This is a genomic window from Ruegeria arenilitoris (genome assembly GCF_013035425.1).
Lineage (GTDB): Bacteria > Pseudomonadota > Alphaproteobacteria > Rhodobacterales > Rhodobacteraceae > Ruegeria > Ruegeria arenilitoris_A.
In genome coordinates this window covers 33,479-56,333 of record NZ_WQHX01000009.1, presented here as the reverse complement: position 1 = coordinate 56,333, position 22,855 = coordinate 33,479, and the positions used below count along the sequence as shown (strand labels likewise).

General features: G+C 55.1%; 25 protein-coding genes. 11 read left to right on the top strand and 14 right to left on the bottom strand.

Going from position 1 to position 22,855, the window contains the following annotated elements:
• The first annotated feature begins 3 nt into the window (after positions 1 to 3).
• The 8 genes from GOV45_RS20375 to GOV45_RS20340 all read left to right on the top strand — a co-directional run bounded on the left by GOV45_RS20375 (position 4) and on the right by GOV45_RS20340 (position 6,395).
• Positions 4 to 639: a virB8 family protein gene (locus tag GOV45_RS20375; protein ID WP_170481455.1), complete on the top strand. Its 636-nt coding sequence runs from the start codon at positions 4 to 6 to the stop codon at positions 637 to 639.
• Positions 639 to 1,454 (top strand): TrbG/VirB9 family P-type conjugative transfer protein, encoded by an 816-nt coding sequence (locus GOV45_RS20370; RefSeq protein WP_170417985.1) that lies wholly within the window; start codon positions 639 to 641, stop codon positions 1,452 to 1,454. Before GOV45_RS20375 ends, GOV45_RS20370 begins: the two co-directional genes overlap by 1 nt.
• Positions 1,454 to 2,128 (top strand): hypothetical protein, encoded by a 675-nt coding sequence (locus GOV45_RS20365; protein ID WP_170481452.1) that lies wholly within the window; start codon positions 1,454 to 1,456, stop codon positions 2,126 to 2,128. Before GOV45_RS20370 ends, GOV45_RS20365 begins: the two co-directional genes overlap by 1 nt.
• Positions 2,129 to 2,139: 11 nt before the next feature.
• Positions 2,140 to 2,973 carry a TrbI/VirB10 family protein gene (locus GOV45_RS20360; RefSeq protein ID WP_170481449.1) on the top strand — a complete coding sequence of 278 codons (834 nt, stop codon included), beginning with the start codon at positions 2,140 to 2,142 and terminating at the stop codon, positions 2,971 to 2,973.
• Positions 2,973 to 3,986 (top strand): ATPase, T2SS/T4P/T4SS family, encoded by a 1,014-nt coding sequence (locus GOV45_RS20355; protein ID WP_170481445.1) that lies wholly within the window; start codon positions 2,973 to 2,975, stop codon positions 3,984 to 3,986. Before GOV45_RS20360 ends, GOV45_RS20355 begins: the two co-directional genes overlap by 1 nt.
• A 12-nt stretch (positions 3,987 to 3,998) precedes the next feature.
• Positions 3,999 to 4,157, top strand: coding sequence for a hypothetical protein (locus GOV45_RS20350; protein ID WP_170481442.1), 159 nt, complete (start codon positions 3,999 to 4,001; stop codon positions 4,155 to 4,157).
• On the top strand, positions 4,150 to 6,042 hold the full coding sequence (locus GOV45_RS20345) for a type IV secretory system conjugative DNA transfer family protein (protein ID WP_170481439.1): 1,893 nt from the start codon (positions 4,150 to 4,152) through the stop codon (positions 6,040 to 6,042). The genes GOV45_RS20350 and GOV45_RS20345 overlap by 8 nt, the downstream gene beginning before the upstream one ends.
• 98 nt (positions 6,043 to 6,140) lie before the next feature.
• Complete coding sequence (locus GOV45_RS20340) at positions 6,141 to 6,395, top strand: hypothetical protein (RefSeq protein WP_170481436.1); 255 nt, start codon at positions 6,141 to 6,143, stop codon at positions 6,393 to 6,395.
• Positions 6,396 to 6,484: 89 nt separating this feature from the next.
• Here the strand turns inward: GOV45_RS20340 and GOV45_RS20335 are convergent, their stop codons facing one another.
• From GOV45_RS20335 to GOV45_RS20325, 3 genes are all read right to left on the bottom strand, one after another.
• Positions 6,485 to 7,522 carry a hypothetical protein gene (locus GOV45_RS20335; RefSeq protein WP_170481433.1) on the bottom strand — a complete coding sequence of 346 codons (1,038 nt, stop codon included), beginning with the start codon at positions 7,520 to 7,522 and terminating at the stop codon, positions 6,485 to 6,487.
• An 87-nt stretch (positions 7,523 to 7,609) separates the two neighbouring features.
• Entirely contained in the window at positions 7,610 to 9,445 is a 1,836-nt protein-coding gene (locus GOV45_RS20330) for a relaxase/mobilization nuclease domain-containing protein (protein ID WP_170481431.1), read from the bottom strand.
• On the bottom strand, positions 9,442 to 9,861 hold the full coding sequence (locus tag GOV45_RS20325; RefSeq protein ID WP_170481428.1) for a hypothetical protein: 420 nt from the start codon (positions 9,859 to 9,861) through the stop codon (positions 9,442 to 9,444). Before GOV45_RS20325 ends, GOV45_RS20330 begins: the two co-directional genes overlap by 4 nt.
• A gap of 76 nt (positions 9,862 to 9,937) precedes the next feature.
• On the opposite strand from GOV45_RS20325, the gene GOV45_RS20320 reads away from it, so the two are divergent.
• Positions 9,938 to 10,204, top strand: coding sequence for a hypothetical protein (locus GOV45_RS20320; RefSeq protein WP_170481424.1), 267 nt, complete (start codon positions 9,938 to 9,940; stop codon positions 10,202 to 10,204).
• 129 nt (positions 10,205 to 10,333) lie between these two features.
• Here GOV45_RS20320 and GOV45_RS20315 read toward each other — a convergent pair whose 3' ends face one another.
• Positions 10,334 to 10,678 (bottom strand): hypothetical protein, encoded by a 345-nt coding sequence (locus tag GOV45_RS20315; protein WP_170481422.1) that lies wholly within the window; start codon positions 10,676 to 10,678, stop codon positions 10,334 to 10,336.
• A 96-nt stretch (positions 10,679 to 10,774) separates the two neighbouring features.
• Between GOV45_RS20315 and GOV45_RS20310 the strand changes: the two genes are divergently transcribed.
• Positions 10,775 to 11,029, top strand: a complete 255-nt coding sequence (locus GOV45_RS20310) for a hypothetical protein (protein ID WP_170481420.1) — start codon at positions 10,775 to 10,777, stop codon at positions 11,027 to 11,029.
• A 135-nt stretch (positions 11,030 to 11,164) separates the two neighbouring features.
• On the opposite strand, the gene GOV45_RS20305 is transcribed toward GOV45_RS20310, so the two are convergent.
• The 4 genes from GOV45_RS20305 to GOV45_RS20290 form a co-directional block, all read right to left on the bottom strand.
• A complete protein-coding gene (locus GOV45_RS20305; protein ID WP_170481418.1) occupies positions 11,165 to 11,767 on the bottom strand; it encodes a class I SAM-dependent DNA methyltransferase in 603 nt (200 codons plus the stop codon).
• Positions 11,768 to 12,013: 246 nt separating this feature from the next.
• Complete coding sequence (locus GOV45_RS20300) at positions 12,014 to 12,550, bottom strand: hypothetical protein (RefSeq protein ID WP_170481415.1); 537 nt, start codon at positions 12,548 to 12,550, stop codon at positions 12,014 to 12,016.
• Positions 12,551 to 12,727: 177 nt separating this feature from the next.
• Complete coding sequence (locus GOV45_RS20295; RefSeq protein WP_170481413.1) at positions 12,728 to 14,593, bottom strand: ParB/RepB/Spo0J family partition protein; 1,866 nt, start codon at positions 14,591 to 14,593, stop codon at positions 12,728 to 12,730.
• A 221-nt stretch (positions 14,594 to 14,814) separates the two neighbouring features.
• A complete protein-coding gene (locus GOV45_RS20290; RefSeq protein ID WP_170481410.1) occupies positions 14,815 to 15,219 on the bottom strand; it encodes a DUF3768 domain-containing protein in 405 nt (134 codons plus the stop codon).
• Positions 15,220 to 15,864: 645 nt separating this feature from the next.
• Here GOV45_RS20290 and GOV45_RS20285 point away from each other — a divergent pair.
• Positions 15,865 to 16,098 (top strand): DUF3892 domain-containing protein, encoded by a 234-nt coding sequence (locus GOV45_RS20285; RefSeq protein ID WP_170481407.1) that lies wholly within the window; start codon positions 15,865 to 15,867, stop codon positions 16,096 to 16,098.
• Positions 16,099 to 16,206: 108 nt separating this feature from the next.
• Here GOV45_RS20285 and GOV45_RS20280 read toward each other — a convergent pair whose 3' ends face one another.
• From GOV45_RS20280 to GOV45_RS20255, 6 genes are all read right to left on the bottom strand, one after another.
• Positions 16,207 to 16,458, bottom strand: coding sequence for a WGR domain-containing protein (locus tag GOV45_RS20280; RefSeq protein WP_170481405.1), 252 nt, complete (start codon positions 16,456 to 16,458; stop codon positions 16,207 to 16,209).
• 103 nt (positions 16,459 to 16,561) lie between these two features.
• Positions 16,562 to 17,683, bottom strand: coding sequence for a hypothetical protein (locus GOV45_RS20275; protein ID WP_170481402.1), 1,122 nt, complete (start codon positions 17,681 to 17,683; stop codon positions 16,562 to 16,564).
• Positions 17,684 to 17,964: 281 nt separating this feature from the next.
• Positions 17,965 to 18,315: a hypothetical protein gene (locus GOV45_RS20270; protein WP_170481399.1), complete on the bottom strand. Its 351-nt coding sequence runs from the start codon at positions 18,313 to 18,315 to the stop codon at positions 17,965 to 17,967.
• A 292-nt stretch (positions 18,316 to 18,607) separates the two neighbouring features.
• Positions 18,608 to 18,925 carry a VpaChn25_0724 family phage protein gene (locus GOV45_RS20265; RefSeq protein ID WP_170481397.1) on the bottom strand — a complete coding sequence of 106 codons (318 nt, stop codon included), beginning with the start codon at positions 18,923 to 18,925 and terminating at the stop codon, positions 18,608 to 18,610.
• Positions 18,925 to 20,436: a hypothetical protein gene (locus tag GOV45_RS20260; protein WP_170481395.1), complete on the bottom strand. Its 1,512-nt coding sequence runs from the start codon at positions 20,434 to 20,436 to the stop codon at positions 18,925 to 18,927. The genes GOV45_RS20265 and GOV45_RS20260 overlap by 1 nt, the downstream gene beginning before the upstream one ends.
• A 74-nt stretch (positions 20,437 to 20,510) precedes the next feature.
• Positions 20,511 to 22,808 (bottom strand): S8 family peptidase, encoded by a 2,298-nt coding sequence (locus tag GOV45_RS20255; RefSeq protein WP_254448061.1) that lies wholly within the window; start codon positions 22,806 to 22,808, stop codon positions 20,511 to 20,513.
• Between the last annotated feature and the right edge of the window lie 47 nt (positions 22,809 to 22,855).

Here is a 22,855-nt window from a genome sequence, read left to right as displayed (position 1 = left end):
CACGTGACAGATCACGAAAAAGAACTCTTTTTGGGCGCACGCCGCGACGCCTTCAAATGGCAGGTATTCGGCATGGTCGGCATGGCAATGGGCGTGGCCTCTATGATTGGCTGGGCGATGCTCCTTCCCCTGAAGGAAATCCGCGCGGTGCCATTCTCCATTGATCCGGACACAAAGCTCCCGGTGCTGCTGACAGAAAAGGTCGAAGAACTGGAACCATCTGAAGCGATGGCCTTCCGTGAAGTCGCAAATTATGTGCGCGACCGGGAAACCTATGATGTCCAGGACAACAACGAGCGCCTGAAATCGGTGCTGCGTCGTTCTGATGAGCTGGCCGAAACATCTTACCGCGAACTGTGGGATGGGTCGAACGACAACCATCCGGATGAAATCTATACGCCCAAGACAAAGGTGCAGACCGAAATTCTGGGCGTCTCGCCGGTCAACGATGAGACGGTTCAAGTCGAGATCCGCAAGTCCTTGATCGTGCCAAACCAGGCAATAGCCTCAGCCCGCTACGTGGTCACAGTGACCTACGGGTTTGAGGAAAAAATCGTGACGTCGATGGATGAACTTCTCGAAAATCCATTCGGCTTCGTCGTCACCAACTACCGCGTAGACGCAATGGGAGACATCTGATGCAGCGTTCTTTCAAAACACTCACCGCCACCGCCGCAGCAGTTTTGGCATTCTCTACGCCTCTGCTCGCTGAAATCACACCGACACCAGACGGAAAGAACGCGGATCACCGCATCACGCATTTCCACTATGTCGAGAACCAGGTGTACCGCATCCCTGTGGGTGAACGCCTGATTACCTATGTTCACTTTCCGCAGGGCGAAACCGTCCGCAGCATTGGTGCGGGCGACACGGAGAGTTTTCAGATCACTCGCCTGCAGGAAGGACGCGTTATTGCGTTCAAGCCGGAAATCCTGAACTCGGATTCGAACCTGACCGTGTTGACCAATCGCGGGACATACAACTTCTATCTGGTTCCGGCCGAGAGCGCCGCCGAACGTAAACGAGTACCGTTTCGGGTCACGTTCTATAACAAGAACAACAGCGGCGGGACCACAACACGCCGTGGCACGGTGGCACGCAGCGAGCCGAAACCAACAGGCCGGTTCGTCAACCAAAACTACTCGCGCTCGGGCAAAGCGGACTTTGCGCCCACCGCCGTTTGGGATGATGGCGTACACACCTATATGCAGATCCCACAGGATGCGGAGCTACCGGGTATCTTCCGTGTCCTGCCGGATGGACGTGAGCTGATGGTGAACACCACAGTCAAAGAGCGCGGCATTATCCAGGTGCAGGGCCTTTCAGATCTTTGGACACTGCGCATCGAGGACACTTCGATCTGTGTTCGAAACGATGGCGACGCGTTTCAGCAGGCAAGCGTGAGCGGTCGGCCCGTCACTTCACAGACAGTTAAACCGGGGGGCAGCAAATAATGAACCGCGAGCAGACAATTGCGGCGCGGGCGGCGGCTGAACAGCCGTCGCAACGTGTCCGGAAGAAGTTCGACCCTAAGAAGCTGATAACCGTTGCAATCGCAGGAGCGATGTTCCTGGGCTTTGTGTGGTTTGTCATGGGCGGCGAAAGCAAAAGCACGAACACGGGTGTCCGCGTTGACGCTTTGCAACAAGGCGGTGGCGAGCGATACGGGCTTTTGACCGCACGGGGGCCAGAGGTCGATGAACCCGAAGCTCTGCCAGAGACAATTGCGGTAGCAACACCGGCAACAGTGCCGCAGGTCGATTCCGAAGGGCTGAAACAAGCCCTGATAACAATCGAGCAACAGAATGGCCGGATTTCTAAACTGCAAGACGCGCTGACGGATGCCAAGGTTTCGCTGTCCGAAAAAGACGGTGAAATTGCAACGCTGACCCTGACCAACGAACGCCTTCAGGTCAGATATGATGAACGCGAGAAAAAGTTTCAGACCGAACTTGCCCAGGCGGTTGCTGATGCAGAGGCCCGGGCGCTCGCCAGTATGAGCCACTTACAGACTACGGGTCTGACCGATGACGAGCGGCGCAGACTCGAAGAACTGAAGAAGATGCGCCAGCGGCAGAACCAGTCGGACGGCATTGTGTTCGATGAAAACCCACTTCGTAGAAACTGATGGAGCTGACGATGAACAGAACAGCACTTACCCTCGCCCTGGTCGCGTTGGCCTCAAGCGTATCCGCACAGGATGGCACCGGGCAAAACTACGAGCCGATTAACAGCGGATCGCAGCCGGTGATTTTCCAGCCCTTCCCCGCCGCACCTCAGCAGGACCAGGTACAACCGGATGACACCCGTTTGCCTGAGGAACAGCGCGGCTATCAGGAAAACCAAAACACGACATGGCAAAACAATCTGGTCGAAGAATATCCCCCCATCGTGGGGGCCTCGATCATTGACGATCCGTCGCGCACTTTAACGCAAGGCACGGTTTTGTCGGCTGTGTTCGGTGGCGCGGTCAGCTCGGAGTTGCCCGGTAGCGTCGTGGCGACGATCACGCGTGGCGTCTACTCGATGGACGGCACGCGTTTGCTTCTGCCGCGTGGATCGAAGCTCTACGGCGAATATCGAGCGGATACGACATTGGCGCAAACGCGCATCATGATTGTTTGGAGCCGTGTCATTACGCCTGACGGCCTGTCCGCTCAGATCGGTTCCGCTGGTACGGACGGTCAAGGCCGGACTGGTGCGACCGGCAGGGTGAACACGCACTTTGGGAAGCGGTTCGGGACTGCTGCGCTGTTGTCCATCATCGGCATTGCGCCCGTGGCGCTGGTGTCTGACAGCGATGGCAACAACTCGGTTCGCACTGATCTGGCAACGCAAGTGGGGTCAAACCTGCAGAACGCCACGGCGGCGGCGCTTGATGAATACCTGCGCATCACGCCAACAATCTTTGTCGATCAGGGCAGTCGCATCAACGCAATCCTGCAGCGTGACGTTGTGTTCGACAGCTTCTGATGAGCGGGCGTAACGGTAATGGCCTGCTGGAATACTACACAGGCAAGATCGAGCATCTGCTGCACGATGAAAGTCTAAGCGAAATTTCTGTAAACCCTGATGGTGCAGTCTGGGTCGAAGAAATGGGCACAACCCACATGACCCGGACAGACATCACGCTGACCAGAGACGATGTAGAAAACATCGGGCGCTGCGTTGCCGGTTTCAGCGATGTGACATTCGGAGAAAAGAAGCCGATTGCGACGGCCAACGTCCCGACACAGCAGGGTAAAGCGCGGGTTCAGGTCGTTATTCCGCCAGCAACAACCGGCGTTGGGTCCGTGGCGATCCGCCTGCTCCGCGTGAAAACCGTCGATCTGGGCGCGTTCAGCTTCGCCAGCAAAGAGGCGGCGTTGGCAGAAAACAACGATCACAGCGCGCTTGAAAATGCTCGGGCTGCTCTCGCTGCCGGAACAATGAACTTTGACGATCTGGCCGACCTTGCGATGCTTAGCAAATGGAACGTGATCATTGCCGGGGGCACGTCGTCTGGCAAAACCACCGTTCTCAATGCAATGCTGAAGCGCGTCGATCCGGGCGAACGGATCGTGACGATTGAAGAAGTGGCCGAGCTGGACATCGAGCAACCCAATGCCGTGGGCCTGCTTGCCGACCGTTCCGAAAACGACGGTCCTAGATCACCAACAAAGCTGCTGGAATCGGCGCTGCGTTTGCGGCCTGACCGCCTCGTCTGCGGTGAAATCCGGGGCGACGACGCGAATATGTTCCTGGAACTGGTGAACACCGGCCACGATGGATCTGTCTGCACTATGCACGCAAACTCGCCCGTAGATGCCATTGGACGAATGAGCAAGATGGTGCGTCGCGGATCTCCGACCGTTCAAAAGTCAGAGGTGGTCGATGACATCCGGGCCACCATTCACATGATCGTTCACATGAAGAAAATCGGTGACGAACGGAAGGTCAACGGAGTGATTTTCCCACCCCTGATGACCGCTGAGCAACTTATCTGAAGGAGTACAAAGATGAAGCAATTCGAATATCGAGACGTGCCTTTTTCGGAACGCGACGACGCCAGCGCGAAATTCGCCAAACTGGGCAAAGAAGGTTGGGAAATGGTTGGTGTCGCACGTGCTGAATTTGGCATCGTGTGCTTCTTCAAACGCGAGCTGACCGATGGCTGAGTTTCAGGATCTACGCAAAGGTAAGAAGGTAGCGATAGCCGGCACAATGGGCTTTGTCGCTACCTCGGCTTGCGCGGTGTTGGTGGTCGGCCTGGCTCTCGAATACATCAACACTAGGGGCTTTCGCGGGTTGGACATCTGGGCGATCCCAGAGAAGTTCATGGCACAGCCTGCAGAAACGCAGCAGATAATGGGTCTGGTGGCGGTGGCCGCGGTGGGGGTTTTGACCTTTGCATTCGTGGCGGCTGCGCTGCGTGGTCCCTCAACGAAATACGGTGATGCGACCTTTGCAAAGGCCCCTCAGCTCGTCCAGGAGGGCTATGCTTCGGTGCTGAAGCTCAAAGACCAATTGGATAGTGAAATCGTGTTTGCCAAATTTGGTGAACCAAAGGACAAAAACGCAATCTACTATAAGCCCGGCCCCGGTGTCCAAAAGCCGCACGCGATGTTCATTGCCCCGTCTGGTTCGGGCAAAACCAGCGGCTTTGTGATCCCGAATGTCCTGCGTTTCAATGGTTCTTGCGTCGTCCTGGACATCAAGGGTGAGATTTTCCAGACAACCGGCGCGCGTCGGGCAGCAATGGGCGACGAGGTATTCGTGTTCGATCCCGAGAACCCCGACAAAAGCCACAGCTACAACCCTCTGCGCCGCGCAGCACGTGCCGACAATCTGGACCGGCGATGGGAAGAAGTGATTCAGGTTGCAACCCAGATGTTCGACACGCCCAGCTCGTCCGCACAGGGCTTTATGGGTGGTGTCGAAGGCATGTTCTGCGCAATGGCGATGTTGGCGATCAAAAGAAAGCGGCCATACATTTCCGAAGTCCTACGCCTGGTCAAAACGACCAAGCAAAAGGACTATGAGAAAATGGCTGCAGAAGTTGGATATGCGCGCGCTGCAGATGAGTTTCTGAATCTTGCAGCCGAAGAATCCAAAATCTTGCGGTCAACGATTTCGGTTATGATGAACTCCGGCCTTCAGCTCTGGCGCAACCCGTCTGTGGCAAGAGCCACCCAGGGCAATGACATCAACTTTGAATATCTGCGTCGCCACCCCACCTCGATCTACTTTTCTGTGCCAGGAAAAAAGGTCAAAGAGTTCCGGACGCTCATTCGCCTGTTCTTCCTCGATCTGGTGAACACTATCGAAACCGTTGAGCCCGGCGAAGATGAGCCGTTCAAGGTACTGATCCTGCTCGATGAGTTTCAGCGCCTCGGCCATCTTGAGCGCGTCGTTGAAGCGTATGACACCATGCGATCGTTCGGTGGACGGATCATCGTGATTTCGCAAACGCTGTCGCGCCTGCAGGACATTTATGGGCATGAAGGTGTGCGGGCGATGCTGGCAAACGCCGGGACGCAAATGTTTGCGGCGTCCGAAGATTCAGAGGTACGCGAACACGTATCCAGGTCCATCGGTGACAAAACAGTAATAAGCAAGTCGAAGTCTCGGGCGCTCGGCAAAATGGAAATGGGCAGCATATCGGAACGCGAGGAAGGCATTCGTCTGCTCCGGCCGGAACATGTTGGCCGATTGCCGGAAAATGAGGTTGTGCTGATCCGCGAAGGCAAAATGCCAGTGATTGCAAACAAGATCCGATACTTCGAAGATCCGTATTTTGTGCAGTTCCTTGGTGGCGATACGCCAAAGATCAAAGGGACTCACCTCGATCTGGCTGAAGAACAGGCCAAGGGCACGGCAAAGGCTCTGGCTGAAGCAAAACCGGCCCCTGCCCCGGTGAACGAGGTTTCAGATAAAGACCAGGAACTTCAGGCGGCTTTTGATGCGCAGCGCACGGTCGCAAAGCGGAAAAGCCGGTCAGCGAAAGATATGGCGATGGAGAAAATGAGAGCCAAACGGCCTGAAAGTAGCGCCTCCGCTTGACGGAAAATGGACCGAGCCTGTTAATCCCGGACCCTGCAGCCTAAATACGGGTTTGAAGGAAACGCTTAATCGGCGCAAAAGCAAAAAAGGTGTAAATGATGGATAAGTTCGAGCTCGAAAAACAGGCGGATAGGCTGCGAAATGCCATTGATATGATCGAAGGGGCGAAAGAGGACAAAGAGAAATCTCGGGGGCGAGCGCTGATATCGAAAGTTGGCTTGGAGATCGCAAAATCTGAAGATGGAGTGCCTGGGATGCACAAAGTGGTTGAACTGCTCGATTCCGACTATTGGCAAATGGTGGGTCTTCAGTGGTTTGGGATTGCGGACGACAAAGGCAATATATGGCAGTGAAACCGCACTAAATCTGTAGAAACGGAAAGCCGCCATCTGGCGGCTTTTTAGCCTAGCTTTAGAGAGCACGGAATTTATTGGGTTTCGTTTTAAACGCTGTGACCATCATCTTCATGGACGTGGGTGGCCTGTTCGCGGGTATGGGCAATCTCTTGCACCAAGGCGGCAATCTTGCTGGATGAAACTTGGTGCAGCTCACCAACAACGGCCTCGGCGCGCTCGTAGCTGTCCGGAACGCCTTGGCTGTTAAAATGGGCGGCGGCGGTGGAAATATCCGCGTCTCGCCAAGTCGCCGTAGTGCCAACTGAAACGCTGTCATGATCGTTGTAGCGAGCCAGGAACTTGTTTCCATCGAGTCCGAAGCTGTTGGCGGTTGCAACTATGTCGTCACGCACTGCCAGCCATTTTTCGGCCTCGGACGGGTCCAGGTTGTCCAACTCGGCCGCATTCATGGATGTGGTGTAACTGTCGTCAGCAACAGTGTACGCCTGAAGGTCGGTGTCGTATGGGCGCAACTCGGCAACATCGCCCTTCAGCTCTCCGATCTGCACGTCCATTGCAGCACGCAGATGCGGATCTTCGACCTCTCGTGCAAGAGCCTCCATGTTCTCGATGGAGTTCACAATGTCCTTGGTCTGCTGTTCGTAGTTCTCGAAACCGGCCTGACCCAGAGCGGATTGCATATACTGAACATAGCGATCACCGGGCGACTGGTAGTCGTCGGAATCCTGAAAACCTTTGTCGCCGGATAGATCCGCAAGGGACGAATAATAGGGGTGATACAGGTCGTATTCCTGAGCATCGTTCATGTGCTGAGAAACCAAAGCCTGCATATCGTTCAGATCAACCGGCTCCCCTGACCGCTCCGCAGCCTCCAATTCGATTTTCAGTTCTTCGACCAGATCCTTTTGCGCCGTATGTTCATCAACACGGCGGTTGGCCTGGTCCTCGATGTCGAAGCTCTTTGAAGCGATGGCTGCACGATCAAAGCCCATCGCCTGCTGCTCTTTCATGATGATGTCGATCTGCTCTGAAACGCGATCCTCGCGCGGGGCGGATTGATCGAATTGGGAATAGGGTGCGAAGTGTTCGACTTCGTTCAAAAGATAGTCTGTACGCGAAACCATAGTTTTTCCTTTGCGAGTTGATGGAAAACTCTTTGATGGATCTACCTACGGCGTTGGCGCGCTCATCAGGCAGACCGGGTGAACTCCTTATAGGCTGTGTCCGTCATCGTCACCGCGCCCTTGCAAGAGCGGGTGCGTTGCAAGGGCGTGAACCTCTGAGAGTTCTTCTGAGATTGCGATAATCCTGGAAGAAGCAAGCTGGTGTAGCTCGTCAACAACAGCCTCAGCGCGGTCGTAGTTGTCCGACAATCCTTGAGCCTGGAAGTGGGCAGCGGCGGTCGAAATGTCGTCGCTGCGCCATCCCATTGTAGTACCCAAAGTGACGTTCTGATGATCGCCAAAGCGGGCAACAAACGCCTCGCCATCGAGGCCGTAGCTGCTGGCCGTGTCGGTGACTTCCTTGCGGATCGCCGCCCACTTGTCGGCCTCTGGATAGTCCAAGACATCCATTTCGGCGGTGCCCATTCCCATCATCGTTGAATAGCGGCGGTCCTCGATGATGAAGGCTTGAAGGTCCGGGTCGTTGGTGCGCAGATCCGCAACGTCGCCCTTCAGCTCGCCAATCTGAATGTCCATAGCGACACGCAGATTTGGGTCGTCAACCTCACGAGCGAGACCTTCCATCTTGTCGATTGATTGCAGCAATTCTTTGGTCTGAGACTGGAAGTCCTCATAGGCCCCCTCGCCCAACGTGTCCTGCATATACACCTCGTAGCGGCGTGCTGCCGGGGCATAATCAGCGGACGCCTGGAAATCTTTGTCATCGACAATATCAGCAAGGGCAGACAGATACGGATGGCTCTGTTCGTCGTCCCGAACGTCGCTGATATGGGCGACAACCTGAGCCTTCAGCTCGGGCGCGATTGTTTCCTCAGAACCGCCTAATTCGATGTGTCGCCGTAAGTTGCTCATGACTTCGGGCGACACATAAGACGGGTCTCCCGGCTCACCGTAATCATCAAAATGATGGGCTTGGTCTAGTAGATGTTCCATTCTCGATACCATAGGTTCCTCTCCTTCAACGAGCATGATGGCGTACTCTTCGATCCGGTCTTTGACGGCGTTGGCGCGCTCATCAAACAGATCCGACATTCTTGCGATGGATAGTGTCATCACATCGGCGGCCATGTCGCGGGCCGTAACTTCGACTTCCGGGGTGCTTTCAACAACCGACATTCCGGCCTGAACTTTCCACGTATCGGTTTCGACTTCCTGCCGCAAACCGCGCTCAAGGCGGGTCGTTGCGGTCAGCTCAATTCCGTATTGCTCGGCAACCTCAACCTGGATGGAGCGCTGAACGTCGATGTTTATTTCGCTGCTCATACCCATAGCCAACCACTGCCCATGTTCGACGCCTCGGTTGTTCACAACGATGTGGACATGGGGGTTGTCAGTGTCGTTATGAAACACTGTCAGGTAGTCCCAGGTATCGCCAAAATCACCGCTGCCAAATAGCCGATCTGCGAACTCTAAACCGGCCTCATAAGCGGCATCCGGATAGGTGCCTTCGGGAAAAGAAACGATCATGTGACGGGTGTAACCGTAGTTGGTTTTCCCGTTGAAATCCTCGGCCCAGGTCTCGATCAAATCACTGACCTGATCCGCATCGAGCGGGGTAACGCCATTGTCTCGAATGTCCACCACACCCTCTGCCCTGACGGTCAGATAATTGATCTGGCGGCGCAACTCGTGCGCGTTTTTCACCCCACCTTTGCGGACGTGCTTTACAACCGCCTCGGGCTTTCCGACCACGGCACCAAGCCGCGCCTTGATGGACGACGCCCGCGAAACCATGAACTTCATGCGCTTGGCAGTCTGCAACTGCTGATTGATCCGTTTGGAACGATCGACACCCCTCTGAGCCTCACGGAAGGCAAGTTCCAGGAAGTCTCCGGCTGTCAGATCACGGGCAGCGGCGTTCATCCTTCTGGTGTCCAATCGTCGTCGCGCAAGATCCGGCGAATGGCGGATTCTGGTTCTCGGTTCCGGCGCGCTGCTGTGATCATCGCCTTCAAGTCTTGCCGGTGCTGGATGATCGCGCGATGGAGTTTTTCGACGTCACGCCGGTCGTCATCCGTCCAGATCACCGAGCCGCGCTTGGCAGATTTCACAAGCTGATTGAGGTTGGTGTATCCACCCTGAACCTGCCGCAAGTGCTTCTGCCAGAGATCCACAACAGCGGGGTCAGGATCGAGATTACCGATCAGACGATAGACGAGGCGCTGAATGACCTGGTTCCGGCTTTTGGCTCCCAGCGCGGTTACAGCCGCCTCCAAACGCTCAAGTGCATCCACTGGCAAGCGTACGGAAAAGACAGTGGTATCGGTGGACTTACTCAATGCATACCTAAGGTTGTATTTTATGTTTGTAACACAACTACCTTATCCTGTCATACTCTCCAAGAGGAAACCGGGGGTGACTTTAGAAATCCGTATTTTCTCAAATCGCCCTCGGAACAGCTTTGCTCTTGGAGGCAATTTCCACGCCGGGAAAAGGGTCCCGCCCCTTTTCCAGCCAGCAGGCGTGGGTGCCGGTGGACTGGCGCAGGGCAATCACGCAATGCGTGGGCTGCCCGAACAGCGCCCGTCACATACCGGCACGTTCAAGCTCAGTATGGCATTTTCCGCGCGCCTCAGCGCGCTCGATTTCCCGCCGCTTGCGCGGCGGGTGTGGCTGGGGTGAGAGCTGCTGCATCGTGGAAAGTCACCTCCCCTGCCCGGCCGTTAGGCTTTGCGCCACGCGTGGCGCATATGTGATCCGGGTTATGGCCGGAGCAATGGAAAGGGCGGCTTGCGCCGCCCTGCCCTCTCGTCATTCGGTGACGGGCTCGTCATCGTTCCGCTTTGGGAAGGCCACCATCTCGACGCCGGGGAACATGCTGTGCTTGACCTGGATCGAGGTGATGTTGCCGGTCTCATCGGTGTTGACGAAGAGAACTCCGCAACGATCCCAGAAGTTTTTGCCTTCTTTTTCACCGGTCTTGACGTTCAGTTTCAATGTTTGAGTTGCCATTGTTTGATCCTCGCTATGGCGTGTTTCGATGAACATGGAAAAAGCGGGCATCAAGGGGATGTCAGCAGGGAATTTGGCCCGCGCGGAATGCGCCGCAGGCGCAGGGGAAATTCCCTGTTGAAGCGCGGTTCCCGGCCCGGGCACCGCGCGTCTTCCCCGACTGCCCGCTTATGTTCATCCCTTCAGAAACACCGCAGCCGAGGATCATCTCCGGCAACGGGTTTGAAATTGTCAGGCCAAGTGACACGGCAAAAATTTCTGGGATCGCTGTGCGCGGAACATCTGAACAATGCGATGTGGTTTATGGCGACAACATCACCTCGATCCGACACAGGCGCCATGCTCAATTCCGGGTACGAGCGGCCTTTCCGGATCAGTATGACCCTCGAGGCAAAGAATGAAGGATCGCTGGCGGTGCAAGTCGCCCATTACAACTGGCGGAAGCCAAAACCCGGACGGTCCGGCCCTGGTCTGCGCTTGCGCGGATCAGGTTAACAGGCGGACTCAATTTAAAATGGCGGAGTCTGACTAATAACCGCCGCTAAATCTCTAAGTTGAACTTTGCTAACCGAGCCATACCAAAGGTCAGGTAATTGGGCGCAATGGTTGTTCACTCATCCAAACACAAGATCATTCTGTATTTCGAACCCCCGCTCCAATCAGAACCGGCATGACCTGCTCATCAGATTTGAACTCAAATATCCGTTCGACGCGAAGTGAACCAAGCCTTGCCGCCTCCAGCGCGGCCTTCATTTGATTCAGCGTCAATCCGAAACCGTCATCATCTGACGCTTGCCAATCCCACTGAACGAAATGCCCCCCCTTGTTGAGCAAACCCGCTAGCACTGCCACGGCGCCACTGTAGTCTGGGAGAAAAGCACAAACGGAAGAAGCGCAGATCAAATCGAAACCTGAAAACCTGTTCCCGACTTCCGGGACATCTCCAGCCAGAATATCTCCATGAACTGCTCTAACATTGTGCAGCTGCTTTTCCTGCAGGACCGCAATCATATTCTCCGAGGTATCGACTGCGACAACTTCCTCCACATACGGCGCAATTTTCTCCGTCAGCAATCCGGTGCCACATCCAAAGTCGAGCACGCGTTTTGATCGCCAATCCTTCCCACGGAGATTCAAGTGGTCGTCGAGCGAGGCAAAAGCGCGATTTGCGTAGCGTCTGACGTCGCTATTGTCGTCCCAACCATCGGCATAGTCGTTCCAGTCATCGGTCATGTTGCTTGTGTTTCCTTGAGGAAGTAAGTCGGCTTCGACACATGTGCGCCGAGATAGATGCGCCAATGCGAACGTGCGACATTGTCCAGATTGAAGACAACAGTCAACATGGGTTTGGAATGGCTTTTAGAAGAAAACGTGGCGACCTCAGCAAGCCTCTGCCGACAGTCTCGCACACAAGAAAGAGGCCCGCTGTAGCGGGCCACAAGTTTAACCGAAGGAAAATCTGGAGGTATTGAGTGCAGGTTAACGCTTGCGCGCGCGATCGACAACACCGTCGGCTGTGATCGTGGCAATCCGGTCCTCGGTGCGGCAGGTCATTTCCACGCCGTCCCCTGTCATATGCGCCTCGGCAAATTCCGTGAATTTGAAGATGCTGCCATCGGCTTCCACATGGGTTTCATCTTCCGCCGAGCGACGTTTCACCGAGCCGTCATGGCGGATTTCAATAATCGTGTTGTCGGCCATTCGAACTGTCACGGAATGCTCATCCACGGCCACACCCTGCCACCACATATCCGCGTCGCGGCGCACAACGATACGGTTTGGGTGCAGTTTAATCTGCACGTCCTGTGCCGCCTCCGGATCAGCAGCTTTGACGACAACAATTGCCTCTTGCGCACTGGGGTCGCTATGGATCGACGCGCTTCCGTTCTTTGGCGGCCAGAGCTTTGGCTGTTCGCGCGGCTTGCCTTTCTGATCCGTATGAAACCCGACAAACATCTGCGCGGATTTCCAAACGCGGCGAGCGGCTTTTTCGAGCTTGTTCGATGAGGTGTCCATAGGGCTTTCCAAATCCGTTCTGATCAGGTGATTGATTTTAAAAATGAGCCGGGTGGCCGACCTCTGATAGCTATGCGCGACGGGGTGATTGCGCAATGCCACTTTGAGTTTTCATCATTGAGGCTGACACATCCAGAGATTGAATGGCAGGGCGCAACGCGCCCTGCCCCGTTAGGTTCAAATGCAATCCGGCACCCACACATCGATCCGGGCTTTCTGTGCCTCGGTCACGCCCAGTGCATCCTGATGTTCCACATCGTTGAACAGCTTGTGCATCGCCTCATTCTTCGCGCCTTTCTTGGATTTCGCGAAAGCCTTGAACATGTCGGTGTCGACATGCAGGTCCAGCAGGTCTTTGTAGAGATCATCCAGCTGCCAGCCTTTCAAGCGTTTGAAGCAGTTCTCAGCGGACGGGGTCCAGATCGTGCGCATGTCAGCACCAATCTCAGCCTCGATCTCCGCCATGAACTCCGGGCGTTGGGTCAGGAACCGCCGGGCCAGAAAACTCGTGATCTCTCCATTGCGGGTCTTCTTGCCAAGCTCGCGAAACGCTTTGAACGCCTCCACGCTGCTTTTTGCAGCCATCTCCTGGAATTGGTCATACGCTGCCTCTGCCGCCTCATCCCGCTCCCCACCAAGGCGCGGGTCGAGAATGAACTGGTCGTCAATCTCCGGCGTGTTTCGCTCAGCGCCACCATAGCCAAACCCAAACAGGGTGCTGGTCAGACCGGAGGCCGGAGTTGCGAAGAAGGCAAACAAGTTCAACACATAGTCAGGCTTGTCCAGCAAAGCCGTTTGAACCGCTGCCAGCCGGATCGCCACCATGTCGTCGATAAACTTCTGCGAATAGGCCGGTTTTGGTGTCTCTACGGCCTCTGGTTCTTTGACCGGGGCCAGAACACCGGCCTCAATGGCGGCTTGCACATGTTCTGCCGCAACATAGGCCGATGACGTTTTGATCTCGCCAGTGTTGCCGACATAGACAAACACACCGGACAGCTTGCGCTGCGCATCGGAATAGTACGGCGCGGCATAGTCCTCAAGCGCGGCCAGCTCCTTTTCGCCAGCCTCGTCCAGAGCCTCAGCCTCATAGAGTTCGGCAAGCTCGTCATACCGTTCGGCCTGTTTTTCGGTGAAGTCCCGGCTCACCATCTCCAAGCGGTGCATGCCTTCGATGCCCGAAAACCCATAGGGAATGTAACTGTCTTCATGGGTGTCCACCCAGTCCCAGCCTTCTGCTTCGCACAGCTTTGCTGCTTCTGCCGCCAGTTTCTCAGCAAACAGGTGATCCAGTAGTTCGCCCTCATTGAACAGGGTTTCATCGGCAAAGAGATCAGCGGTGACCGTGCCACCCGCTTCAACATAAGCCTCCTGCCCCACAAACTTGGCCTTTCGGTTGGTGCTGCTGACAGCCTCCGACGTTAGGGCCTGTTTCACATCATGTTCGCTGAACCACCGGCACTCCTTGGCCTGTTCCAGCACCTCCAGAATTTTCTCTTTCTCGGTGCTGACGGTCATGGCCTTGGCCAACCCCGTGCTGATCTCACCAGCTTTGAGCGCATCCAAAACGGCCGCAGGCAACCCCGCCAGCGCGAGGCGACGGCGCACATGGGCTTCGGTCACACCAAAAGCATTGCTGATTTTGGCAACGGAAAGAGATTTCTCGGCCATCTTGCCATAGGCGCGGACTTCGTCCACCGGGTCCAGTTCTTCGCGGGCGGTGTTTTCCGCATTGGCCCATTGTTCGGCCACAAACGGATTGTCGGTGACTTTCACGGGAACCTGTGCCAGATCAACGCGTTCGGTCACGGCGATGTTCAAAGCCCGCAGGCGACGGCCACCGGCAACAATGGCGACTTTGCCGTCCGCATCGCGCAGACCGCTGAGGTTTTGGATCAGTCCGCACATGACCAGACTGTCGGCCAAGAGGGCAATCCCTTCCTCGGCAGCCTCCTGTCGTGGGTTCAGATCGGACAGGTAAAGATCGGACAGGGCGATGGTTTCAATGGTTTCCGGTACAGTGAATGTTTCGACTTTGCTCATAGGGCAAATCCTTGTTTGAGTGTTTCGCTTTGTGTTAAGGGTGCCCTGCCCCTTCCGGGGTAGAGCGGGGCCGCTTAGGCGGCTGCGTGTTGTCTCAAGAAGGCGAGGCCGATCTTGGCGGAGAGACCTCCCTTCTTGACCAGCTCAACGGCCTCGCGCCGTCGTTGCTGCAAGGTTTCCTGACTTATTGTGATCACCCCCTTTCCGAGCTGCGGTGGAAATCAGTATTCGCTGGGGCACATGATGGTCAGGACACGGCGCGTCACTGCGGGATCAAACGGGCGGTCCGATCCGTATGTGTAATCCGTGTCGTAAAGGTCAATCTTCCAGAACAGCTTTTGGTCGCTGACTGTCACCGTTCCGAATGTGTGATCGCCATAGGGGTCATTGCCTTCGTCAAACTGGTCGTCCGATGCCACCGCAGCCAAAGCCGCAGTCTGGAACTCCATCCCTTCGCTGGACACACCGGGCGTGACAAACACCTGCCCCTGAATGTCCTTCGACTGCATTTCAATCGTTGCATTTGGGTCGATCAGGGCTTTCCGAAACAGGTCATTCTGAGCCGCGATCTCTACCGCCTGAAGGCTGGTGTCATTTTCGATGTCATTTGTTGCTTCACTGTCCAAAACCGTCTCTCCTTTTGTGGTGCGACCTCCGGGGCTGATCCCCTTTGGTGCTGGTTTTGAGCCGAGCCCTGAAAGGGCGTCGTCTCTAAAACCTGCCCCGTGGCGAACGCGGAGAGGGGCGAGACAGGACAAATCGGCAAGAGTGGTGCGGCCCGCAGCGCAACGCGCGAGGACACGGTCTTGTCTATTTGTCTTGTCCGAGGGGGGAGGCCGCGCCTTCCCCCTGACGTCGGGCGGCGTTTGGCTTGTCCAAATCCCGCCTGACCAACAAAAAAGCCAAAGGATTTTCGATCCTGCGAGAGCGCAAAAGGGATCGACACCCGGACGGGCAGATCACCACGGTATGGACCGACCATGATCCAAAGCCCCTGCCCCGGCTCGCAAGAGACGGTTCAGGGGCTATTGGCTCAGGGAGATCATGCTGGGGTGTTCTGGGTGGAAGCCGGCATGCCGGCTGAAACCTAGAGCCCGGTCACGAGACGACAGGCTCGGGATTTGCTACGGAAGACAAAGTCATCATGCCGGTGAAAGACAGTCCCATAAGAAAGAGTAGGTCACATTCCATCACCCAACTGAACGACAAACGATTGCATTTTCGCGCAAAACTTGGCAGGAACATATGAAGAACAAATAAGGAGCAGGTTTATGCCACCACGCAAAGTAGTTGATGCGCGCGCCGACGCAGAGGGCGACATCACGCATGTAAAGCTTGAAGGTAACAAGAACTTTACATCCGTTAAAAAGGCCATGGAAATGGCAGATCGCGGCGATATCTCTAACGCCCATTCTGTACACCGCAGAAATGCGAAGCCACATCTGCGGACCAATCCTGACGGTAAGCGATCTAATAACCTGGATGACATGGCAGGCGACACCTGATCCCTCTGCGTTGAGCAGGATCAGCGTAATATTGTGTTTGATAGTGCGGAGGATTGGATACCAAGGGGGTTCATCTGGACAACGCCTGATCGCGTGAGTTTCTCTGAACTAGTCCCTCACTGAAACGTATCCTCGAAGACGTTTCGACCTATCGAGTTTCTGGAGCGCTTCCTTGGCTTGGGTTTCGTCGTCATAGGTCTCCATCATGACTTGCCCGTTTGTGCCAATACGTCCCCAGGTCCGAAGGACGCATACTTCCCCAAACAGCGTCGGTTGCAGTTCAATCCCATAGAACCGGGCCATGTTGACGTCGGGGTCCACATGGATCAGGTGGATAGGTTTGGTTTCTGTCAGCTCCATGGCGCGATTGTCGATCAATAAAGCTCCTCTGTCCAATGACTTTGCAAAATCAGGTGACCGGGATTTCACACCCAGTCACCCAACTGACGTCAGGTCGTCGGATTCAGCGCTTTATCACTCCATGTTCCTCATAAGCGTTCAACAGCATTTCCACATACTCGGCGGTATTTGCCGTCATTCCGCCTAAATCAGGCCAGGCGAATGGTTCCGAGAATAAGGAAATCTCCTGTTCGACCTCGAGCCCGAGCTTCGTGGCAACCGCCCGCGCAGAAGTCGGCTTCTTGTCCTCGGGCCAAAGCAATTCGTCAAAGGTGATCCAAACAACCTGTCCGTCGATCAGACTTATTTGTGCGCGAATAGCGCCAAGCCGTTCGTTGACTGTAATCGCGTCCTCAAGCAATGCGCAGCGAACCAGAGTTGCAACGGTTTCCTCATCCAAACGCAGTGTAAGCCTCGGTTCCACAATCCTTATTTCCGGTTTCTGCCTTTGCGCCACATCTGGAGTCTGAACTAGCTCCCCAGGAAACTGATCATCGAATGGTACCGGATGGATATTCAATGGGTGAGTGCCACAGTTGGGACAATGCCAGTAGTTTTCGGCCGCTTGTGCGCCGGTGATCTGCGCATCGCAACTGTGGCAATACCATGTTGCGGCATCGCCACCCCCCAAAGGATGCCGCGCCACGCCATCAAGATCAGCTTTTGTTGATCTTCGTGGCCAATCAACCGCCATCTGAGTGCGCACTCTTTTGCTGCGCGCCTGAGCGATCTCAAGAAGTTGGGCAAGAAAGTTCGGATCATTTACTGGGCTTGTTTCTGAATAGCGCTCATCAATTTCAACAATAGGCGCTTCCAGAGGAGCCTCCGGAATCCGTAAGTCCCAACCTTTGCCGGAAACTACAACATCACCAAGACTGTCTCCAATCTGGTACCAGTGACCGCAAAGCTGCCCCTCTTCGAATGCCGGTTCGAAGGAGAATAGGGCATCATTGTTGGTAGCATCACCGTTTGTCTTTGCACCAGCATCGCATACAAACGCTTCAGCCTGCTTGAGATCGTCTTCGGTTGGCTGCCATTTAGCCTTCGCAGCATCAGTCAGTGCTTTCCAGTGAGCAAAACCGAGCTCTACTGCGATAGCGTTCAGAGCTTCGTTGTGGGCCATAGTGGTCGCTCGCGCGTACCGCTTCCCCAACACTTTTAACTTCCTCATGTGATAATCTGACATGTGTCATCTCCTTTTGGATCTGACTAGGTGCCCGCTACTAATCATACCGCGCAGTCGACGCGGAGGCGCTAATTTAAAGCTGAAACGCTGCTTAGCTTTGCATGGCGGGCACACCGGCCTGCGTGAAGGCCAATCACTGGGTATGACTTCTATAGCGTATCGTCAAGCACCTTAAATGGTCGTCCAACAAATTCGAAATTGGCCACAAGATTGACACGGTTGTCGATCCGCTCGGCGTCGATTTAGTCAACAAAACCCTCTGCGTAGTTCCAGTTCGATAGCTAGAGCATGTGGGATCCAGGCGCGACTACATAGAACTCAGGAAATTTGACTGTACTTGCGTATTCAAGGACTTCGCGCGTTGGGATAACGAGAGTTGATTGGCCCTTGGCGGCATAGCAGTTCTTTCCAGACTTCGCATACCAAGCAGTTCCTCCCCAACCGCCACTATGCTCGGTATAAAGGCGCCCTGCACTTGGCTTGGTACCAGTGACTTGAATGACCTTCAAATCCAATAGTCCACCTTGAGTGCTGCGGATTACAACCTGGTCGCCTTCGTTGACGGATCTCAAATACTGTTCAATCTCGTATTTGGTCTGCGTGCTAGAGGGATCGACTTTGCGTGTTTTCATAAAGGAATCTCTTCTGAAAATGAGTTTTGGTTGGTCAGTCTATCGAAGACGATTTCTGCCGACTGAGCTTCACAGTTCCGATAAGGCAAACTTGGTGGGCAGTTCAACCAGCTATAGGCCCTCACCACACTCATTCGGCCCTTTGCTGACATTCGCCACAACCCGTCGCAGCATTGCAGCAGTCACCAAAGCGCCCATTGGAAACCGCGGGCAGCATTTCATCCCAAGCGACGCCCCCGCGCATCCGCGTTGCGCAGAAAGACCCTTGCAAAGTCAGGTCCGCCAAGCAGTCCTAATACGGACATTCAGGCCCCTGTCGCACGAAATTTTCAAAGAGGTCCCGCCCCTCGGCAATTTCCAGTCCCTTTTCCATCAGGGTCAGAACTTGAAATCCGGCAGAGTCTTTCAAACGAAGCAGCCCGCCTTCTTCGAGAAACGATGCGAGCGTCCGCAATTCTGCACGCGAGCATGTCAATGCCAGGTGGCTGAGCCAGTCCAATAGCACATCTCCATTACACCGGTACTCTGGAGATCGGCTCAGGAAGCGTAGGATGGCCAGCGAACGATGCCGTTGGAGAATTTGTGCCGCATGGTCCCTATGCTTGCACATTAGACCACCTCGCATCCTGAGTTTGGCCCCAGGCGGACTGCTTCTGCTAGCAGCCAATCCACGTGGTCGTCACCCTCTTCTAGCTCCCAGTCCCGCGCTTTCGCTATCTCGTAGCCGATGAGGTCGCGCGCCTCTGAAGCAGTGCAACCAGCTTTCTTCAGCCTAATCTGTTTGATGCGAGTATCTGCGGCCCGGCGTTGATGGTCTTCAAATTCGGCAATTGCATCTAGAAGCGATGAGTTTTTGATGATCATTTCTTCGACACACTCGAAGTTCACGTCGTGAGCAACGTTTATCGTGGCCGGATTTGCCAACTCTCGCAGATTTTCCAGTGTCAGTGCTCTGGCATCTAGGTCAGCTCGTCGCTGTCTTTGCTTGGCGACGATTTCTCGGCAATCTTGGCAAATCAACTCGAATTTCGGTTTGGAAATGACGATGTCTCCCGCGCCGTCAAGTCGCCGCCGCCAAAGCTGCTGCGCGTCATCCTCAATGTCGAATCCTTCAAAGCGGTGAATCCTTGCAGTCCATTTTCCGCGATTAGAGCGTCGGCTTATCTCTCTCTTTTTGCGCCTGCAGCACGGGCACTTCCAAGCATCTCCTGCGTCACGCCAATGTTTGCTTTTTGCGCTCTGCTCCGTATCAAGCATCGCAAATTCAGCGTCAGTTGGAGGCTTAACATTTTCCCGTTTTATTGGCTTGTGTGTTCTGCCCACAACATCGCGGGCCACTGATCGAGCCTCTATAGCAGCGCCAAGGTTCAGACTATGAATGTCTGGTAATTCTGCTTCGCAAAGCCGAAACAAGATGTCTCTGGCCCGAGGCTGGCCTTGCAGTTTTTTGCCCGGCGCGACTTCGCGATTATGGCGCCCCTTTGCAATTCTCGTAGCCATCCTTCTTGCGAAGTCGACCCGGTCAGCTAAGCCTTGCTTCTCTTTGGTCCAAATGGCCCGGGCGCGTTCGAAATCTACTTCATGTACGCGGTTGTCACTGACTCTGATGAAGTCGGAGATTTCCGATGGTGTGAATGTGAAGTGCGGCTCGATTTCATCCCGAAGCTCACGCTTCACACGCCCGTCCGCCAGGTTACATTCCGCGCAGATCAAGGTGCATTCAAAGCGCTCCACAAGTGGTCTGAGCGTCCTCTCTGCACGACTAATCTGAACACGGAACTCCGGTTCATCGCAACGAGAGAGGATCTCTTTGAACAACTTCTTCACTAAATCATCGAGGTGGTCATGGTGAAGCTCTAGATGGCAGAGCAAAACACGTCCGGGCGCCAACCTGACGATTTGGCGTTTGTGTCTCTTGCAGCAAGGGCAGCTCCACTCTGTCCAAGTGGAAGCCCAGCCCCGATTGAGATTGAGCTTATGCGCTCCAAACTTGGCAAGCAGGTCCTTGGTTTGATTGCTCCACCGGCCGTCGCGAAAAGGAGCGATGGCGGGCATATCGTCGTCACCAAGCGACGCTATGTCCGGGATAGAGATCGATACCTGGAGTTGTTTGTTGCGCATCGGAAATCGTCAAGTGCAGATCGGTACTTCCAAGATAGGCCGCAGCGGCAGAATATTTGTCGCATAAACGAGCACTAAACGCGGGCCCTAGCTCGTAGGCGTGCGTACAGTTGTACACCTGCTTGGTGCTCTAGCTCTACGACAACGGCAAATCTTTGCTGAACCTCATCGGTCGCCCATCCACCGATGCATCTGACAACGAGGTGATACTCGTTGCCGTAGTCGAGTGTGTCCTTAGTGAAGGATATAGACCCAGTTTGCAGTGTGTTGCCCGCCCGCTGCGTCTTGCTCGGCTTCAGATCACAATCAAACTTCTTCGGAAGATCTGGATGAGTGGTGTCCTGTCCAGAATGGCTTCGATAATGGTCTGAAATGTGATCGACAGGGCACCCGCGGACCAACCGGAAGTCCATTTTGGTCCCAAGGTATTCGGCTCTGGTGCGCCGGACAGGGGGGTCATAGGCCAGTGACACTCGGATTGTGCGTTTTCCACCTGTTTGGAATTCTGCCGGGATTGGAATGCGGTAGATTGCAAACCTGTCGATATTGAGCACGTCATCGGCGAAATAGATGACCCGATGATCATCCGAATAGGCCGCTTTCGACGCGTCCACCACGCCGTTGCCGACGATGGAAGACGTTTCCTTCACATCCATCCCGCGCAAGCGGTCCGATGCTTCCTCCGGTAGCGCAGAAGCTCCCGCAAGCAGGGCCCTGATCAGATTGGCTGACGCGCCTGGAAATCGCTGTAATAGAGCGCCGGCCTTGCGCGCCAGCATTGGCGTCGAGATTGATGTCCCTGTGCTTGACGTAAAGAGCTGTCTGACAAAGTCGTGGTTCAATGTCGCAATACCAGCCTCGGGCAGATGCGGCGCTGTCTGCAAAGACCGCGTCACCGCGCTGAAGACCATTGTACCGCCCAGATCCACAAAATCCGGCTTGGTCACACCACCTGCCCCAGGACCCGTGCGTGTGAACGGCGACGGTTCATTGGGTCTTTCTGTAATCGCGCGAACATGAGCGTCGCCTTGATGACGTGCGCCGAGCCCGCTGCCATGCGCAACCGATCCGACAGTGACCACATTGGCCGCACCGGACGGCTCAAAGATGCGGTTACCATCTTCAAGCAGGTATTGAGGATATTGAGTGACACCTTGCTCGACAATGGTGCCAGCCCGAGGATTGCGATTACCCGCTGACACAAAAACAAGAACGTTCATTTCACGTGCCAGTTCATCCAGGGTCATGGCCCAAGGACCTACCCGCCCCCGTTCGAACCAAGCTTTGTCGTCACCAAGCGACAACACAAAAATCCTGCACCCAAACCGTTCGTTGAGACTCTGAAAAACGGTGCGCATCTGGTTTGGAAGCGTTCGGCGCTCGTAAAACTGCCCAGCATCCGTAATGATTTTTGCGGACACCAGTCTCACGGACTTTTGCAATGTCCCACTGGCAATCTGATCGCGCAGGTCTCCGAATACAGCTGTACCACCCACCTTCGTGCCATGTCCCCACACATCCGCCGGCCCCACGCCAGGAATGAAGGATTCCGAGGCGACCAAAACATCTTCCAACAAAGGGTGCGCATTGATACCGCTGTCCACGACAGCAACAACCGGTGCATCCTGTGGGACGGGCTCAACGGCAGGAAGTTCATCAAGCGCCATTTGAACGACTGAGGGTGCTTCCAAATCCGGTTCAGGTGGATGATCAACCGTTGCAACTTCGGGCACAGATAGGATTGGACGCAGTGCGCCACCCGGCGCATGAACGCGCAGAATGGTCAGAGAGGGTCCGACGTAGATGTCATAGACTTCACCTTCCCGAGCCTCAATGAACTCGCCTATTTCGTCAGCCTTGCGACGGCGGGTCGCCGGGCTTGCAAAATCCCAAAGCTCGATGTCGACCAGATAGTTTTCGCTGTCCTGAAAATCACTTACCTCGGTAAACCCGCGCTCCAACAGCCGAATGCCCAATCGATCCGCTGGCTCCAGTGTTGAGACACGTTCGATCCGGTCAATGAAACCAGAAAAGCTCCGGTCCTTTTGTCCGGCTGGTATCGGGCGTTCATAAGCGGCGAGTTTGCGCCGGAAGTCTGTCAGCTCTTCGGTTGAAGAAAACAAGACGAGCGTGTTATCTTCGTCGCTTGAAAGAAGGCGCAGACCAACACCTTCCCAATCGTCCTCCATGGACATGCCATTCATCTCAACTTTCAAGATTAGCGAAGGATCGACAAATCCTGGAGGTCTGCGGTGGCGTTGTGTTTCCACGGCCTGGTCAATTTCAGTGCGTATCCCCGCACCGTGGCCGCCCCCGCGACTAGGTTTGGGTGGTGGTCTTCCGGTTTTTCGACGGTCTAAGTTCTCGGGCAACCGCACAAGCGGTAAGTGGTCATACTGGGGCAATGGCGCCTACGTGG